Source organism: Kineococcus gypseus, from assembly GCF_050871305.1.
GTDB classification, from domain to species: Bacteria; Actinomycetota; Actinomycetes; order Actinomycetales; family Kineococcaceae; genus Kineococcus; species Kineococcus gypseus.
This window is the reverse complement of record NZ_JBJLRD010000012.1, coordinates 18500-34395: the sequence shown is the minus strand read 5'-3', so window position 1 is coordinate 34395 and position 15896 is coordinate 18500. Positions and strand designations below refer to the sequence as shown.

The following is a 15896-nucleotide window of genomic DNA, read 5'->3' as shown; positions in this document are numbered from 1 at the left end:
CGGGTGCGACGATGCGCCGGTGGCGGGGCGTGCGGTGCGGCGGCGGGCCCTGCTCGCGGGGGCGCTGGGCGCCGCGGCCGCCGGCGCGTCCGGCGGGTGCCGCCCGGCCCCGGACGCCCCCCGCGCCGCCGCCCCGGCCGTCGCCGACGCCGAGCGGCTGCTCGCCGCGCGCGCCCGCGCCCTGCTGCGCGAGCGCGGCGCCGCGGCGGCCGGCCTGCGGGTGTGGGCCGTCGACGTCGAGGGCGTCGACGGCACCGCCGTGCGCGGCCGGCTGCGCGCGCGCGTGGCGGGGGAGGGCCGGGAGGTCGCCGCCGCCGTGCGCGCCCGCCTGGTGCGCGGCGACGACGGGTGGGAGCTGGGCGCGCTGGACGGCGCCGTGCAGCCCTGGGACCTCGGCGACGTGCGCGCGCAGCCGACGGGCGCCGGCCCGGTGCTGCTCGTGCGCCCCGACGGTACGGGGTCGGACGGCACGGGGTCGGGCGCCACGGGGTCGGGCGGTGCGGGGTCGGGCGGTGCGGGGCGGGCCGCGGCCGAGCTGGTCGCGGCCGACGCCGCTGAGGACCTGCCCGCCGCCGCGGCGCGGGTGGACGCCGCCTGGGGCGCCGACTGGCCGCGCGGCACCGCCGTCGTCGTGGTGCCCGCGGCCGCCGCGGCCGCCCGCCTCGCCGGGCTGAACCCCGCCCGCGCCGCGGCGCTGGACGCCGCGGCGGTCGGCCTGGACGCCGCCCTGCCCGACGGCGCCCCCGCCGGGGTGCGCGTGGTCCTCGTCGCCGAGCGCTGCGCGCGCCTGACGCGCGCCGGGCGCACCGCGACGCTGACCCACGAGCTCGTGCACGTGGCCACCCGCGCCACGGCCACCGCCCGCCCCGGCCCCGACGGCGCCCGCCCCGTGCCGCGCTGGCTGGCCGAGGGCTACGCCGACCACGTCGCCCGCCGCGACCTGGGCGTGCCGGCGGCGCTGCTGGCCGCGCCGCTGCTCGACGAGCTGGACGCCCGCGCCGCCCGGGGGGCGCCCGCTGAGCCCGCCGTGCCCTCGGACGCGGACCTCACCGCCACCGGCCCACGGCTGCAGGTGGCCTACGCGGCGGCGTGGACGCTCGTCACCTCCGCCGCCCGCGCCGCCGGGACGCCGGCCGTCACCGCCCTGCACCGCCGCCTGGCCACCGCGCCCGCCGACGGCGGCGAGGGCCCCGCCCCGGCGGCGCAGCGCCTGGACGCCGCCTGCCGCGCCGCCCTCGGCGCCGGCTGGGAGGAGGTGGTGCGCACCTGGCGCGCCGACCTCGCCGGCCGCCTGGTGGGGTGGGGGCCGTGAGCACCCTGGTCGTCACCAACGACTTCCCCCCGCGCACCGGCGGCATCGAGTCGTTCGTGCACGCCGCGGTGCGCCTGCTGCCGGCGGCCACCGCCCGCCGCGAGGGCCCCGGCGCCGCGGCCGCGCGCGTCGTCGTGCACACCGCCCGCCAGCGCGGCGCCGAGGCCGTGGACGCGGAGCTGGCCGCCGCGGGCGTCACCGTGGTGCGCGACCCCTCGCCGCTGCTGGTGCCCACCCCGGCGATCACCCGCCGGCTGCAGCGCACCGCCCGCGAGCACGGCGCCGACCGCGCCTGGTTCGGCGCCGCCGCGCCGCTGGCGCTGGCCGCGCCCGCGCTGCGCCGGGCCGGGGTGGGCCGCGCCGTCGCCACCACCCACGGGCACGAGGTGTGGTGGTCCACCCTGCCCGGCTCGCGCGCGGCGCTGCGCCGCATCGGCGAGGGCACCGACACCCTCACCTACCTGGGGCCCTGGTGCCGCTCGCGCATCGAGCGGCCCCTGAGCGCCGCGGCCCGCGCGCGCATGCGCCAGCTCACGCCCGGCGTGGACGTGGACGTCTTCCGCCCCGGCGCCGGCGGCGCCGGGGTGCGCGCGCGCCACGGGCTGGGCGGGCGCCCCGTGGTGGTGTGCGTCTCGCGCCTGGTGGCCCGCAAGGGCCAGGACGTGCTCGTGCGGGCGATGCCCGAGGTGCGCCGGCGCGTGCCCGGCGCCGCGCTGCTGCTCGTCGGCGACGGCCCGCACCGCCCGGCCGTGGAGCGCCTGGTCGAGCGCCTGGGCCTGCGCGGCGACGTCGTGCTCACCGGGGCCGTGCCGTGGGCCGACACGCCCGCGCACTACGACGCCGGCGACGTCTTCTGCATGCCCACCCGCACCCGCCTGGGCGGGCTGGAGCCCGAGGCGCTGGGCATCTGCTACCTGGAGGCCGCCGCCACCGGGCTGCCCGTCGTGGCCGGCGACTCCGGCGGGGCGCCGGACGCCGTGCTGGACGGCGTCAACGGCCACGTCGTCGACGGCCGCGACGTGGCCGCCGTCGCCGAGCGCGTCGCCGGCCTGCTCGCCGACCCCGCGCGGGCGCGCGCCCTGGGCGCGGCCGGGCGCGCCTGGGTCAGCCGGCGCTGGGGCTGGACGGAGCAGGCGGACCGGCTGGCGGCCTTGCTGGCCGGGGCGGACGTGCCCGCGGGGCCGTCCTCGCCGGCCGGGGCGGGGCCGCGGGGCTGAGCCCGGAGCGCGCGCCGGCCCCGGCGGCCACCGCCAGCAGCAGCAGCGCCCCCACGAGCCAGAACTGGTTGTAGAACGCCTGCTTGTTCAGGACGTTGACGACCATGAGCACCGCCGCGCACCACGTCAGCAGCCCCGCCAGCCCCACCGGCCGGCGGCGCAGCGCCACCACGGCGGCCACCAGCACGCCCAGGACCAGCGCGCCGACGAGGGCGAACGGCAGCCGCACGCCCGTCTCGTTGAGCACGGCCGTGTAGAGGGTGTCGGCGAAGCGCAGCGGCGGCAGCTCCAGCATCGTGCGCACCGTGTCGTGCACGAAGGCGTGCGGCGCCCCCAGCGCCCACGGCGCCACCAGCAGCCCGGCGCCGCCGACCGCCACGGCCGCGCGCCGCAGCCCGAAGCGCGGCCACACCGCCAGCAGCGGCAGCAGCAGCACCACGTGCTGCTTGGCGGCCAGCGCCACCGCCAGCGGCACCACCGCCCACCACGCGCCGGTACCGCCGCGGTGCACCAGCAGCGCCCAGCCCGCCAGGCCCGCCAGCACCGTCGGCTCCGTCCACGCCTGCTCCACCAGGGTGCTCGAGCCCGGCGCGAGCAGCAGCAGCGCGGCGGCGGCCAGCGCCGGGGCCCGCCAGCGGCCCAGCGCGGCCGTGCACAGCGCCGCCACCGCCACCAGCACCGCCAGCGCCCAGCGCACGTCCCCGGCCAGCCAGCGGCCCGGGGCGGTGAGCACCGCCGTCCACGGCAGGTACGCGAAGGCGTCGGTGATGCCGGGCGAGCCGCTCCAGCGCTGGACGTACATCGACTCCCCGCGCAGCAGCCCGTCGGCGGCCTGCTGCAGGATCACCCACACGTCGATGCGCGGCGCGGGGTCGCCGCGCACCACGAGCACGGCCGCGGTGCCCGCCCCGGCCAGCGCCACCGGCAGCACCGCGGCCCGCGCGCGCGGCACCAGCAGCAGCGCCCCGGCCAGCAGCGCCGCCGCCGCCAGCGCCGCGCGCACCGCCCCCAGCCCGGCCGCGCCCAGGTAGCTGAAGGGCACCAGCAGCAGGTGCGTCAGCGCCACCAGGCCCAGTACGGCGGCGGCCGCGCGCACGCCCGCGGCCGGCGCCGCGGCGGCGCCGCGGTCGTCGCGGGCGCTCAGCGCCAGCGCCCCCAGCGCCGCGGTGACCAGCAGGTACCCGGCGACGATCCACCAGCGGTAGCGCACGACGCTGTGGGTGGCCAGCGCGCTGAGCACCCACCACACCAGCAGGACCGCGCCCTCGCGGCGCGTCACGCGGGCACCCCCGGCGGCTTCACGCGCCGTAGAGGGCGTCGACCTCACCGGCGAAGTCGCGCAGCACCTCGGTGCGCTTGACCTTCTGCGAGGGCGTCAGGTAGCCGTTCTCGACCGTGAAGTCGCCGGTCAGCACCCGGAAGCGGCGGATGGACTCGGCGCGGCTGACCGCGCCGTTGGCCGCGTCCACGGCCCGCTGCAGCGCCGCGAGCACCACCTCGTCGGTGCGCGCGGCCGCCGCGTCCAGCCCGGGGCGGCCGTGGTTGGCGCCCCAGGCGGGCAGCGCCTCCTCGTCCAGGGTGATCAGGCAGCCCACGTAGTGCCGGTCCTCGCCCACGACGACGGCCTGCGAGACCAGCGGGTGCGCGCGCAGCGCGTCCTCCAGCGGGGCCGGCACGACGTTCTTGCCGTTGGCCGTGACGATGATCTCCTTCTTGCGGCCGGTGATGCGCACGTGCCCGGAGTCCAGGACCTCGCCGAGGTCGCCGGTGCGGAACCAGCCGTCCTCGAAGGCCCGCGCCGTCTCCTCCCCGCGCCCGCGGTACTCGCGGAAGACGCCCACGCCGCGGCACAGCAGCTCGCCGTCCTCCGCGACGGCCACGTCGGTGCCCGGCAGCGGCAGGCCCACCGTGCCGATGCGGATGCTGGAGGGGCGGTTCACGCACAGCGGCGCGGTGGTCTCGGTCAGGCCGTACCCCTCCAGCACCACCAGGCCGACGCCGCGGAAGAAGTGCGCCAGGTGCTCGCCCATCGGCGCACCGCCGGAGACGGCGTGCTCGACGCGCCCGCCCAGCAGGGCGCGCAGCTTGGCGTACACCAGGCGGTCGAAGAGCGCGTGCCGCGCGCGCAGCGGCAGCGAGGGGCCGCCGGCGTCCAGGGAGCGCGAGTACGCCACCGCCGTGGCCGAGGCCCGCTCGAAGACCGCGGCCCTGACCCTGCCGCCGGCGGCCGCGCGCTGCTCGGCGCCGTCGTAGACCTTCTGGAACACCCGCGGCACCGCGAGCACGAAGGTGGGCCGGAACCCGGCCAGGTCGGTGAGCAGGTCCTTCGCGTCCGGGGTGTGACCCACCCGGATGCGGCACACCAGGCACAGCACCTCGATGAAGCGCGCGAAGACGTGCGCCAGCGGGATGAACAGCAGCGTGGCCGCGTCCGGGCGCTGGAGCACCTCCGGGATCGCCTCGCGGGCGTTGCGGGCCAGGTCCAGGAAGTTGCCGTGGGTCAGCGTGCAGCCCTTGGGGCGCCCGGTGGTGCCCGAGGTGTAGATGACGGTGGCCGGGTCCGAGGGGCCGGCCAGGGTGCGCCGGCGCTCCAGCTCCTCGTCGCCCGTCTCGCGCCCGGCCTCGCGCAGCTCCTCCAGCGCCCCGGAGGCCAGCGTCCACACGTCGCGCAGCTGCGGCAGCTGCTCGCGCACGGCCGCCACGCGCGCGGCGTTCTCCGGCGTCTCCACGAAGCAGGCCACCGCGCCGGAGTCGGAGAGGATCCACCGCACCTGCTCGGCCGAGGACGTCTCGTAGACGGGCACCGTCACCGCCCCGGCGAACCACGCCGCCACGTCCACCAGCGTCCACTCGTAGCTGGTGCGCGCCATCAGCCCGACGCGGTCGCCGGGCTGCACGCCCGCGGCCAGCAGCCCCTTGGCCACGGCGGTGACGTCCGCCAGCAGCTGCGCGGCGCTGACGCCGCGCCACGAGCCGTCGGCGTCCCTGCGGCTGACGCTGACGTGCCCGGGGACCTCGCGCGCCGCGTCCACGACGCAGTCGGTGAGGTTCCCGGTCGTCGCGGGCGGGACGAGCGGGGGCTCGCAACTGCTCCGCACGGGGTTCCTCCTCGGTGTCCTGCGGGGCGGCGGCGGACCCCGTCGCGCCCCGGCCGCCTGCGCCGGCGACGGATCCCGCACCCTACCGGCGCTCGCCGGGCGCCCGGCACGGCCGCGCGGGGCTTCAGCCGCGGCGCGCGCCGGCCGATGGGGCGGACGGGGCCGCGCGGGCCCCGGCCGGTGCGCGACGAGGAGGAGCCGTGGACGAGGTCCTGCAGGGCGCGGGCGCGACCGCCCCGGCGCCCCCGAGCGAGCGCCAGGCCGCCCGCGCCGCCGTGCGCGCGGGCACCCGCACCGGCGCGGCCTTCGGCGGCGTCGACGTCGGCGCCCCGGTCAGCCGGCTGCCGCGGGTGCCGCGGGTGCCCGAGGAGCCGGCGGCGCAGCTGCCCGAGCGCTGCCCGGCGTGCGCCGCGCGGGTGCGCGAGGGGCAGTCGTGGTGCTCGCTGTGCCACGCGCCCCTGCTGCCGGAGCGTGCCGCCGGGCCCGTCGGGCCCGTCGGGCACGTCGGGCCCGTCGAGCCCGCGGGACCCGTCGAGGCGGCCGGGCCGGTGGGGCCGACCGGGACGGCCGAGCCGGCCGGGACGGCCCCGACGATCGAGCGGGCCGAGGCGGCTGAGCCGGCGGGCGACCTCGACGAGGAGGAGGTGGACCGGATGCTGCGCGCGCTGGCCGCCTCCGGCGCCGCCCCGGTGCGCGGGCCGGGCTCGCCCGGCGCCAAGGTGGCCGTGGCCGCCGGCGGCGGCGTGGCGCTGACCGTGCTGCTGCTGCTGGTCATGACCGTCCTGGGCGCCCTGGCCGGCTGAGCCCGCCCCCCCGCGGGACCCGCCGGGAGCCGCGCGGCCACGGGGCGGCGGCCGACGGGACCCCGACGGGAGCCCGCCGGGCCGGCGCGCGCCGGTCGGGGGGCGGCGGTCGCGATGCTCTAGCCTCCTGCCGGTCGCGCGCCGCGCGCGGCCGCCCCGGACCGGGGCTCGCGTCGCAGGGGGTTCCGGGACGGCATGGGGGATCAGCGCACCACGGCGGCCAGCGCCGCAGCGGCGGCCGGGGGAGTGCCCGGCAACGCCATCGGCATCGACATCGGCGGCACGAAGATCGGCGCGGGGGTCGTCGACCACCGCGGGGAGATCCTCGCCCAGACCCGCCGCGAGACGCCGGCCTCGCACCCGGACGCCATCACCGAGGCGGTGGCCGACGCCGTCGAGGAGCTGGCCACCACCCACGAGTTCGGTCCCGTCGGCGTCGGCGTCGCCGGGTTCGTCGACGCCGCGCGCTCCTCGGTCGTCTTCGCCCCGAACCTGGCCTGGCGCGACGAGCCGCTGCGCGCGCGCCTGGAGCCGCTCCTGGGCCGGCGCGTGGTCGTGGAGAACGACGCCAACGCCGCCGCCTGGGCCGAGTACCGCTTCGGCGGGGGCCTGGACGAGCACGGCCTGCCGGTGGACGACCTGCTGATGCTCACCGTCGGCACCGGCCTGGGCGCCGGGATCGTCTCCGGCGGGGTGCTGCAGCGCGGCGCCAACGGGGCCGCGGCCGAGCTCGGCCACGTGCGCGCCGTGCCCGACGGGCGCGCCTGCGGCTGCGGCAACGCCGGCTGCTGGGAGCAGTACGTCTCCGGCAACGCGCTCGTGCGCGAGGCCCGCGACCTGCTGCGCTCGGGGGACCCCTCCGCCGAGCAGCTGCTGCGCGCCGTCGGCGGCGACCCCGAGGCCGTCGACGGGCCCACCGTGACCCGCCTGGCGCAGGGGGGCGACCCGGCCGCCGCGCGCCTGCTGGCGGAGGTCGGCCGCTGGCTGGGCGAGGCCGTCGCCAGCTTCGTGGCGGTGCTGGACCCGGAGGTCGTCGTCGTCGGCGGCGGCGTCTCGCACGCCGGGGAGCTGCTGCTGGCCCCCGCGCGCGCCAGCCTGGCGGCGAACCTGCCCGGGCGCACCCACCGCCGCCCGCCGCCGCTGCGCACCGCCCGCCGCGGCAACGCCGCCGGGATCGTCGGCGCCGCGGACCTGGCCCGCACCGCCTGAGCGCCCCCGGACGCCTCGCCGGACGCCTCCCCGAACACCCCCGCCGCCCGCCACGACAGGACGCGAGATGGCCGCACCCCGCAGCAGCCGGCCCCGGCGCCACCGCGCCCCGGACCCCCGCCGCGTCGCCCTGCAGCAGAGGCTGCGCCAGCAGACGCGGCGGGCGCTCATCGGCGACGGCCCCGCGGTCGGCGTGGACATCGGCGGCACGAAGGTGCTCGCCGGGGTCGTCGACGGCGAGGGCCGCGTGGTGGCCCAGCTGCGGCGCGAGACGCCCACCACCAGCCCGCGGGCGGTGGAGGACACCATCGCCGACGTCGTCGAGGAGCTCGCCGGCGCCCACGACATCGTCTCGGTGGGCATCGGCGCGGCCGGCTTCGTCGACGCCGAGCGCTCCACGGTCCTCTTCGCCCCGCACCTGGCGTGGCGGCACGAGCCGCTGCGCGAGGCGGTGGAGCGGCGGGTGCGCGCCCGGCTGGGCCGGCGCGTGGGACGGCGCACCGTCGTGGAGAACGACGCCAACGCCGCCGCGTGGGCCGAGTACCGCTTCGGCGCCGGGCGCGGGGAGAGCCGCCTGCTGTGCGTGACGATGGGCACCGGCATCGGCGGCGGCATCGTCACCCAAGGGCGGGTGGCGCGCGGGCGCTTCGGGCTGGCGGGGGAGTTCGGGCACATGGTCGTCGTGCCCGGCGGGCACCGCTGCGAGTGCGGCAACCGCGGCTGCTGGGAGCAGTACGCCTCCGGCAACGCGCTGGTGCGCGAGGCGCGCGAGCTGGCCCGCTCCGGCTCGCCGGTGGCGCACGCCCTGCTGGAGCTGGCCGGCGGCGACCCGGCGGCGATCACCGGGCCGCTGGTGACGGAGGCCGCGCGCTCGGGCGACCCCGCGGCCGTGGAGCTGTTCGAGGAGGTCGGGCGCTGGCTGGGCATCGGCGTGGCCAACCTGGCCGCGGCCCTGGACCCGGGCACGGTCGTCGTCGGCGGCGGCGTCTCGGACGCCGGCGAGCTGCTGCTGGGCCCGTGCCGGGAGGCGTACCGGCGCACCCTGACCGGCCGCGGCTTCCGCCCCGAGCTGCGGCTGGTGCGCGCGCAGCTGGGCCCGGCCGCCGGCCTGGTCGGCGCCGCGGACCTCTCGCGCGGCTGGGGGTGAGCCCCCTGGACGGCCCCCTGGGCGGCCCGGTGGGCGGCCCGGTGGACGGCCCGGTGGGCGCGGGCGCCCGGCTGCGGGTGGCCACGTGCAACGTGCGCGAGCTGCTCGACGACGGCCGGGTGCTGCGCGAGGTGCTGCGCGCGGCCGCCGCGGACGTGGTGTGCCTGCAGGAGGTGCCCACGCACCCCCTCGCCGAGCACCGCCTGGGCGACCTGGCCGCCGACGCGGGCCTGTGGGTGGTGGCGGCCGGCAGGCCGGGCGCGGGCACGGCCGTGCTGGCGGCGGCGCGGGTGGACGTGCGCGCCGCCGCGGTGCGCGCCCTGCCCGTGCCGCGGTGGCGCGGGCGTCGCCCGGTGCGCCGGCGCGGGGCCGCCGAGGCGGTGGTGCGGGTGGCCGCGGGCGGCGGCTGGTCGGCGGAGGTGCTGGTGCGCAGCGTGCACCTGGGCCTGGACGCCGGTGAGCGGGCCGCGCACGCGGCCCTGCTGGTGCCGCCGGCCGCCCCCGCCGCACCGTGCGCGCCGTGGGCGCGCGCGGCGCTGGTGGTGGCCGGCGACCTCAACGAGGGCCCCGGCGGGCGCGCGCGGGCGGTGCTGAGCGGCGGGCTGGTCGACGCCGCCGAGGTCGCCGGCGCACCGTTCCCCACGTTCCCGGCGCGCGCGCCGCGGCACCGCCTCGACGCGGTCCTGGTCGACCCGCGCCTGGCGGTCGCCGCGGTGCGCACGCCCGCCGTGGAGCGGGCGGAGCGCGCCACCGACCACCTCGCGGTCGTGGCCGACCTGCTCGTGCCCCCGGCCGGGGGCTGAGGGCGCCCCCGCGGCGGGTGGGCGCGGCGGGGAGCGGGTGGGGCGGCGGGGCTCAGACCACCGCGCCGTCGTCGTCGTCCTCGTCGCGCGAGCCGGGCAGGCGCACCACGAGCGTGGCGAAGCCGGCGACGAAGACGGCGGCGGTCAGCAGCGTGACCAGGGCGGAGACGTCGCGCCGGGCCAGGGCGACGACGAGCAGGAACAGCGGTGCGCCCACGACGGCGGCCCACGCGCCCCAGCCGACGAGGTCGCGCGGCAGCGGTGCGGGCTCGGCCGGCACGAAGCGCTCCTCGGCGTCCAGCGGGTCGTGCGCGTCCTGCCCGTGCAGCTCGCGCGGTGCGGGCTCGCGCTGCGGGACCTGCGGGACGTCCTCGCGCGGGGCGGGCGGCAGCGGGCGCGCCGGGCGCACGGTGCGGCCCTCGGGGTGGGCGGCGGGCGTCGCGGAGCCGTCCACCGGGTCCACCGGGTTCGCCGGGTCCAGCGGGCCGTCCGCCGGGTCGGCGCCGTCGGCGCGCTCGTGCGCCTCCCGCGCCGCGGGCCCGTCCCCGGCCGGGGCGCCGGGCCGGCCCCGGTCGGCCGCGTGGTCGCGGTGGTCCGGGTGCCCCGCCGGGCGGTCGAGCGGGGCCTCGTCGTCCCAGCGCGCGACGATCTCGGCGAAGGCCGCGTCGACGTCGAGGCGGCCGGCGCCGTCGTCCGGGGTGGCAGGCACAGCTCATGGTGGCACGCCCGCCCGGTGCGGTCGAGGCGTCCGCCCGCGCGGCGCGCGCCCCGCGCCGCGCGCGGGGATGCCCTAGGGTCGCCGCGGCGGGGAGCGCCGGCCGCGGGCGCCGGCCGCGGGCGGGGAGGCACCGGTGCTGTACTGGGTCGTCAAGCGGCTGGTGGCCGAGCCGGTGCTGACGCCCCTGCTGCGGCCGTGGGTGCGCGGCGCGGAGCACGTGCCCGCCTCCGGCCCCGCCGTGCTGGCCAGCAACCACCTCTCCTACGCCGACCCCGTGCTGCTGCCGACCGTGCTGCGCCGGCGGGTCACCTTCATCGCCAAGGCCGAGATGTTCACCGGCTCCGGGGTGCGCGGGCGGCTCTTCGGCGGGTTCCTGCGCGGCATCGGCCAGCTGCCGGTGGACCGCAGCGGCGGGCGCGCCTCGAGCGGCGCCATCGACGCCGCGCTCGGGGTGCTGGCCCGCGGGGAGCTGCTGGGCATCTACCCCGAGGGCACCCGCTCCCCGGACGGGCGGCTGTACCGGGGCCGCACCGGGGTGGCGCGCATCGCGCTGCGCTCGGGCGCGCCCGTGCTGCCGGTGGCGGTGGTCGGCACCGGCGAGCTCATGCCCCGCGGCCGCCTGCTGCCCAGGGTGCGGCGGGTGGGCGTCGTCATCGGCGAGCCGATGGACTTCTCCCGCTACGCGGGCCGGGCCGACGACCAGTTCGTGCTGCGCTCGGTCACCGACGAGGTCATGGCGGCGGTGCAGCGCCTGTCGCACCAGGAGTACGTCGACGCCTACGCCCTGCGCCACGGCGCCCCGCCCGCCGGCGGGCCGGGCGGGACGGGCGGGTCGGGCGGCAGCGGTGGGCCCGGCGGGCGCGGCGCGCCCGGGGGCGGCGGCGCGGCGCGCCCGTGAACCGCGCCCGGCGGCGTGCGCCCGGTGGCAGAGTGAGCCGCGTCACGGGGAGCGCGGGCGAGGACCGGCGGTGCAGCCGGTGGACGGGGGAGGCGCCATGGCCGTCACGAGCGGGGCGGGGCGTGCGGCGGGTCCGGGGGCCGGCTGGCGCGTCGGGCTGCTGACCGGCGGCGGGGACTGCCCGGGCCTGAACGCCGTGCTGCGCGCGGCCGTCCTGGCGGGCACCCAGCGGCACGGGATGAGCTTCCTGGGCTTCCGCGACGGCTGGCGCGGCGTCCTGGACGGCGACGCGGTGCCGCTGGGCGAGGCGGACGTGCGCCCGCTGCTGGCCCGCGGCGGCACCGTCCTGGGCTCCAGCCGCACCAACCCGCTGGCCGACGGCGTCGAGGAGGGGGTGCGCCGGGTGCGCGCCTCCCTGCAGCGCCTGGGCGTGGACGCGCTGCTGGCGATCGGCGGGGAGGACACCCTGGGCGTGGCCACCGCCCTGCACGAGGCGGGCGTGCCGGTCGTGGGCGCGCCCAAGACCATCGACGACGACCTCTCGGCCACCGACGCCACCTTCGGCTTCGACACCGCCGTGCAGACGGCCGTGGAGGCGTGCGACCGGCTGGTCACCACCGGCGCCTCGCACCACCGCGTGATGCTCGTGGAGGTCATGGGCCGGCACGCCGGCTGGATCGCGCTGCACACCGGCACCGCGGCCGGCGCGCACGTGACGCTGCTGCCGGAGGAGCCGGTCGACCTCGACGCGGTCGCCACCGTGCTGCGCGAGGTCCTCGACCGCGGCGAGGCGCCCCTGGTGGTGCTCTCCGAGGGCGCGCAGGTCCTCGGCGAGCAGGCGGTGCGCACCGCGCAGCGCGACGCCTTCGGGCACGTGCAGCTCGGCGGCGCCGGGGAGCAGCTCGAGCGGGAGCTGCAGCGGCGCCTGCCGGGGGTCTCGATGCGCCTGACGGTGCTGGGGCACCTGCTGCGCGGCGGCACCCCCTCGGCCGCGGACCGGGTGCTGGCCACCCGCTTCGGGCTCTCGGCCGTCGAGGCGCTGGCCTCCGGGCGGCTGGGCACCATGGCGGCGCTGCGCGGGGTGGACGTGGTGCAGGTGCCGCTGGCGGAGGCGACGGGCGTGCTGCGCACGGTGCCGCCGGAGCGGCGGGCGGAGACCGCGGACCTGCGCTGGTGAGGCGCGCCGCGCCCGCCGGCGGCCGGTGGGCCGGAGTCGTCCCGCGCAGCGCCCGCGGGGTGGGAGACTGGCGCGCGTGAGCACCGGAACGAGCACCGCGCCCACGGCCGCCTCCTCGATCACGTGGCCGGACCTGCCCGCCGCCCAGCAGCCGCAGTGGCCCGACGCGGCCGCGCTGGCCGAGGTGCAGGCCGAGCTCGCCTCGTACCCGCCGCTGGTGTTCGCCGGCGAGGCGGACCAGCTGCGCGCGCAGCTGGCGGCCGCCGCCCGCGGCGAGGCGTTCGTGCTGCAGGGCGGGGACTGCGCCGAGACCTTCGCCGGCGCGACGGCCGCGGGCATCCGCCGCCGCCTGAAGACGATGCTGCAGATGTCCGCCGTGCTGACCTACGGCGCGAGCCTGCCGGTGGTCAAGGTGGGCCGCATGGCGGGGCAGTTCTCCAAGCCGCGCTCCAGCGACGACGAGACCCGCGACGGCGTGACCCTGCCGGCGTACCGCGGCGACGCGGTCAACGACTACGCGTTCACCGCCGAGTCGCGCACCCCGGACCCGCAGCGGCTGCTGCGCGCCTACCACACCTCCTCGGCGACGCTGAACCTCATCCGCGCCTTCACCACCGGCGGCTACGCCGACCTGCGCAAGGTGCACGAGTGGAACCGCGGCTTCGCCGCCACCGCCGCCAACGCCCGCTACGAGGCGCTGGCCCGCGACATCGACAAGGCGATGAAGTTCATGATCGCCTGCGGTGCGGACTTCGACGCGCTGAAGACGGTGCAGTTCTTCTCCAGCCACGAGGCGCTGCTGCTGGACTACGAGCGCCCGCTGACGCGCACCCTGGACGAGGAGCCGCCGCTGGCGGCCTCCCCGGTGCCCGACGTGCGCCAGGGCGGCCCCTACGACGTCTCGGCCCACATGGTCTGGATCGGCGAGCGCACCCGCCAGCTCGACGGCGCGCACGTCGACTTCGCCTCGCGCATCCGCAACCCCATCGGCGTCAAGCTGGGGCCGAGGACGTCCGTGGACGACGCCCTCGCGCTGGTGGAGAAGGTGGACCCGTACCGCGAGCCCGGCCGGCTGACCTTCATCACCCGCATGGGCGCCGGCACGGTCCGCGAGGCGCTGCCGGCCCTGGTCGAGGGCGTCACCCGCGCCGGCGCGCAGGTGACGTGGGTGTGCGACCCCATGCACGGCAACACCATCACCTCCGCGAGCGGCTACAAGACGCGCCGCTTCGACGACGTCGTGGACGAGGTGCGCGGCTTCTTCGAGGTGCACCGGGCGCTGGGCACGGTGCCCGGCGGCCTGCACGTGGAGCTGACCGGCGACGACGTCACCGAGTGCCTCGGCGGGGCGATGGACATCGACGACGCCGGGCTGGCCACCCGCTACGAGTCGCTGTGCGACCCGCGGCTGAACCACCAGCAGTCCCTGGAGCTGGCCTTCCTGGCCGCGGAGATGCTCGCACAGCGCTGAGCGGCCCGCCGGGGGGCACCCCCGGACGCGAGCACCGCGGTCCCCCCGCCCGCCCGGGCGGGGGGACCGCTGCGCGTCAGACGACGGTCAGCGTGATCGTCGACCCCTTGGGCACCGACTGGCCCGAGCCCGGCTCCACCGAGCGCACCGTGCCGAAGAGGCCGCCGAGGACGTTCTCCACCCGCACGTCGAAGCCGAGCCCCTCCAGCGCGGTGCGCACCTCCTCGACCTGCCGGCCCTGCAGGCCGTCGGGCACCCGCACCAGCGGCGGCCCGCTGGAGACCACGAGCTGCACCGCGTCGCCGCGGAAGAGGGTGCCGTCGGCGGGGGTCTGGGAGAGGACCCGGCCCGCGGGCACGGTCTCGCTGGTGCGCTGCACCGGCTCGCCGGCCACCAGCTGCGCCGCGGCGATCTCCTCGCGCGCCTCCTCCAGGGTGTCGCCGACGACGTCGGGCACGCCGATCGGCTCGCGCCCGCGCGAGACGACCAGCGCCACCGGCGAGTCGTGCGGCACGGACTGCCCGGCGGCCGGCGCCGAGCGCAGCACCCGGCCGGCCTCGACGTCCTCGCTCCACTCCTCGGCGACCTCCCCGACGCCCAGCCGGCCCTCGCGCAGCAGCCGCTCGGCCTCGGCCCGCTCGCGCTGCACCACGTCGGGCACCTCGACCTGCTCCACGCCCAGGCTGACCACGAGCGTGACGGTGCCGCCCTTGCGCACCCGCTCCCCGGCGCGCGGGTCGGTGCCGACGAGGGCGTCGCGGGGCACGGTGTCGCTGAACACCTCCTCGCGCTGCACCCGGAAGCCGCCGGCCTCCAGGGCGCTCGCGGCCTGCTCGGGCGGGCGCGCGGCGACGTCGGGGGTGGTGGTGAACGCGCCCGGCCCGGCGAGGAACCACCAGGAGACGACGGCGGCCACGGCCACCAGGGCCAGGGTCAGCACCATGGCCGGCACGCCGCGCCGCCGGCGCCCGGCGGGCCGCGCCGCCCCGGCGGGGACCGCGCCCGCAGCGCCCGCGTCCCCCGGGCCCCCCGGGCCGTCGCCGTCCGCGGGGCCCTGCGCGGTCGCGCCGCCGGCCGCGCCACCGGCCAGGTCCAGGCGCAGGGTGCCGCCCTCGGCGACGGCGCCGGTGCCGCCGGCGCCGCGCACGGACAGCTCCTGCGGGGTCAGCTCGGCGCGCACCGCGCGCAGGCGCGCGAGCATGTCGCCGGCGTCGGCGGGGCGCTCGTCGGGGTCCTTGGCCAGCGCCTCCAGCACCAGCCGGTCCACCGCCGCCGGCACGCCCGGCACCACCGACGACGGTGCCGGCGGGTCGTCGTAGACGTGCTGGTAGGCCACCCGCAGGGGGGTGTCGCCCGTGAAGGGCGGCGCGCCGGTGAGGACCTCGAAGAGGACCACCCCGACGCCGTAGACGTCGCTGCGGGCGTCGGCCACCCCGCGCGAGACCTGCTCGGGCGCGAGGTACTCGGCGGTGCCCAGCAGCTCCGCGCCGGTGGCGGCGGTGCTGGCCTGGGTGGGCCCGGCCGAGCGGGCCAACCCGAAGTCGCCGACCTTGACCCGCCCGTCGTCGCCGACGAGGACGTTGCCGGTCTTGACGTCCCGGTGCAGCAGCCCCTTGCGGTGCGCCTCGGCCAGCGCGTCGAGCACGGCGGCGGTGACGTCCAGGGCGCCGCCGACGCTCAGCGGGCCCCGCTCGTGCACGACGTCGCGCAGGGTGCGCCCGCTGACCAGCTCCATGACGAGGTAGGCGGTCCCGCTGCCGGGGCCGTCGTGCTCGTCGACGCCCTGGTCGAGCACGGAGACCACGCCCGGGTGCGCCAGGCGCGCGGCGGACTTCGCCTCGCGCACGAAGCGCTGGCGCGCCACGGGGTCGTGCGCCAGGTCGCTGCGCAGCACCTTCACGGCCACCTCGCGCTCGAGGCGCTCGTCCTCGGCGCGGTAGACGATCCCCATCCCGCCGCGGCCGATGCGGGCGAGCACGCGGTACCGCCCGTCCAGCACGCGCCCGACGAGCGGGTCGGAGAGGGTGGCGTCCACGGTCGTCG

13 protein-coding genes are annotated in these 15896 nt (G+C 79.7%); 9 read left to right on the top strand and 4 right to left on the bottom strand.

Features of this window, described 5'->3' with window-relative positions; genetic code table 11:
- Positions 1–19: 19 nt before the first annotated feature.
- Complete coding sequence (locus tag ACRYMN_RS06545; protein WP_432493213.1) at positions 20–1312, top strand: hypothetical protein; 1293 nt, start codon at positions 20–22, stop codon at positions 1310–1312.
- Positions 1309–2529, top strand: a complete 1221-nt coding sequence (locus ACRYMN_RS06540) for a glycosyltransferase family 4 protein (protein ID WP_432493211.1) — start codon at positions 1309–1311, stop codon at positions 2527–2529. Before ACRYMN_RS06545 ends, ACRYMN_RS06540 begins: the two co-directional genes overlap by 4 nt.
- Here the strand turns inward: ACRYMN_RS06540 and ACRYMN_RS06535 are convergent.
- Together ACRYMN_RS06535 and ACRYMN_RS06530 are read right to left on the bottom strand one after the other, a co-directional pair.
- Positions 2417–3808 carry a hypothetical protein gene (locus tag ACRYMN_RS06535; protein ID WP_432493209.1) on the bottom strand — a complete coding sequence of 464 codons (1392 nt, stop codon included), beginning with the start codon at positions 3806–3808 and terminating at the stop codon, positions 2417–2419. The two genes, ACRYMN_RS06540 and ACRYMN_RS06535, sit on opposite strands and share 113 nt — an antisense overlap.
- Before the next feature lie 19 nt (positions 3809–3827).
- On the bottom strand, positions 3828–5627 hold the full coding sequence (locus tag ACRYMN_RS06530) for an AMP-dependent synthetase/ligase (protein ID WP_432493207.1): 1800 nt from the start codon (positions 5625–5627) through the stop codon (positions 3828–3830).
- 200 nt (positions 5628–5827) lie between these two features.
- Here ACRYMN_RS06530 and ACRYMN_RS06525 point away from each other — a divergent pair, with 200 nt between their 5' ends.
- The 4 genes from ACRYMN_RS06525 to ACRYMN_RS06510 all read left to right on the top strand — a co-directional run bounded on the left by ACRYMN_RS06525 (position 5828) and on the right by ACRYMN_RS06510 (position 9589).
- Positions 5828–6430, top strand: coding sequence for a hypothetical protein (locus ACRYMN_RS06525; protein ID WP_432493205.1), 603 nt, complete (start codon positions 5828–5830; stop codon positions 6428–6430).
- A gap of 195 nt (positions 6431–6625) precedes the next feature.
- The gene (locus ACRYMN_RS06520) at positions 6626–7639 is read left to right on the top strand and encodes an ROK family glucokinase (protein ID WP_432493203.1); all 1014 of its coding nucleotides are present in this window, start codon (positions 6626–6628) and stop codon (positions 7637–7639) included.
- Between the two features lie 67 nt (positions 7640–7706).
- The gene (locus ACRYMN_RS06515) at positions 7707–8786 is read left to right on the top strand and encodes an ROK family glucokinase (protein ID WP_432493201.1); all 1080 of its coding nucleotides are present in this window, start codon (positions 7707–7709) and stop codon (positions 8784–8786) included.
- Complete coding sequence (locus ACRYMN_RS06510) at positions 8783–9589, top strand: endonuclease/exonuclease/phosphatase family protein (protein WP_432493199.1); 807 nt, start codon at positions 8783–8785, stop codon at positions 9587–9589. The genes ACRYMN_RS06515 and ACRYMN_RS06510 overlap by 4 nt, the downstream gene beginning before the upstream one ends.
- A 52-nt stretch (positions 9590–9641) precedes the next feature.
- Here the strand turns inward: ACRYMN_RS06510 and ACRYMN_RS06505 are convergent, their stop codons facing one another.
- Positions 9642–10298 carry a hypothetical protein gene (locus tag ACRYMN_RS06505; RefSeq protein WP_432493197.1) on the bottom strand — a complete coding sequence of 219 codons (657 nt, stop codon included), beginning with the start codon at positions 10296–10298 and terminating at the stop codon, positions 9642–9644.
- 142 nt (positions 10299–10440) lie between these two features.
- Between ACRYMN_RS06505 and ACRYMN_RS06500 the strand changes: the two genes are divergently transcribed.
- The 3 genes from ACRYMN_RS06500 to ACRYMN_RS06490 all read left to right on the top strand — a co-directional run bounded on the left by ACRYMN_RS06500 (position 10441) and on the right by ACRYMN_RS06490 (position 13853).
- Positions 10441–11205, top strand: coding sequence for a lysophospholipid acyltransferase family protein (locus ACRYMN_RS06500; protein WP_432493195.1), 765 nt, complete (start codon positions 10441–10443; stop codon positions 11203–11205).
- A 97-nt stretch (positions 11206–11302) separates the two neighbouring features.
- Complete coding sequence (locus ACRYMN_RS06495; protein WP_432493193.1) at positions 11303–12382, top strand: 6-phosphofructokinase; 1080 nt, start codon at positions 11303–11305, stop codon at positions 12380–12382.
- 76 nt (positions 12383–12458) lie between these two features.
- Positions 12459–13853 carry a class II 3-deoxy-7-phosphoheptulonate synthase gene (locus ACRYMN_RS06490; protein ID WP_432493191.1) on the top strand — a complete coding sequence of 465 codons (1395 nt, stop codon included), beginning with the start codon at positions 12459–12461 and terminating at the stop codon, positions 13851–13853.
- A gap of 76 nt (positions 13854–13929) precedes the next feature.
- Here ACRYMN_RS06490 and pknB read toward each other — a convergent pair whose 3' ends face one another.
- Entirely contained in the window at positions 13930–15888 is a 1959-nt protein-coding gene (gene pknB / locus ACRYMN_RS06485; protein WP_432493190.1) for a Stk1 family PASTA domain-containing Ser/Thr kinase, read from the bottom strand.
- Positions 15889–15896: the final 8 nt, after the last annotated feature.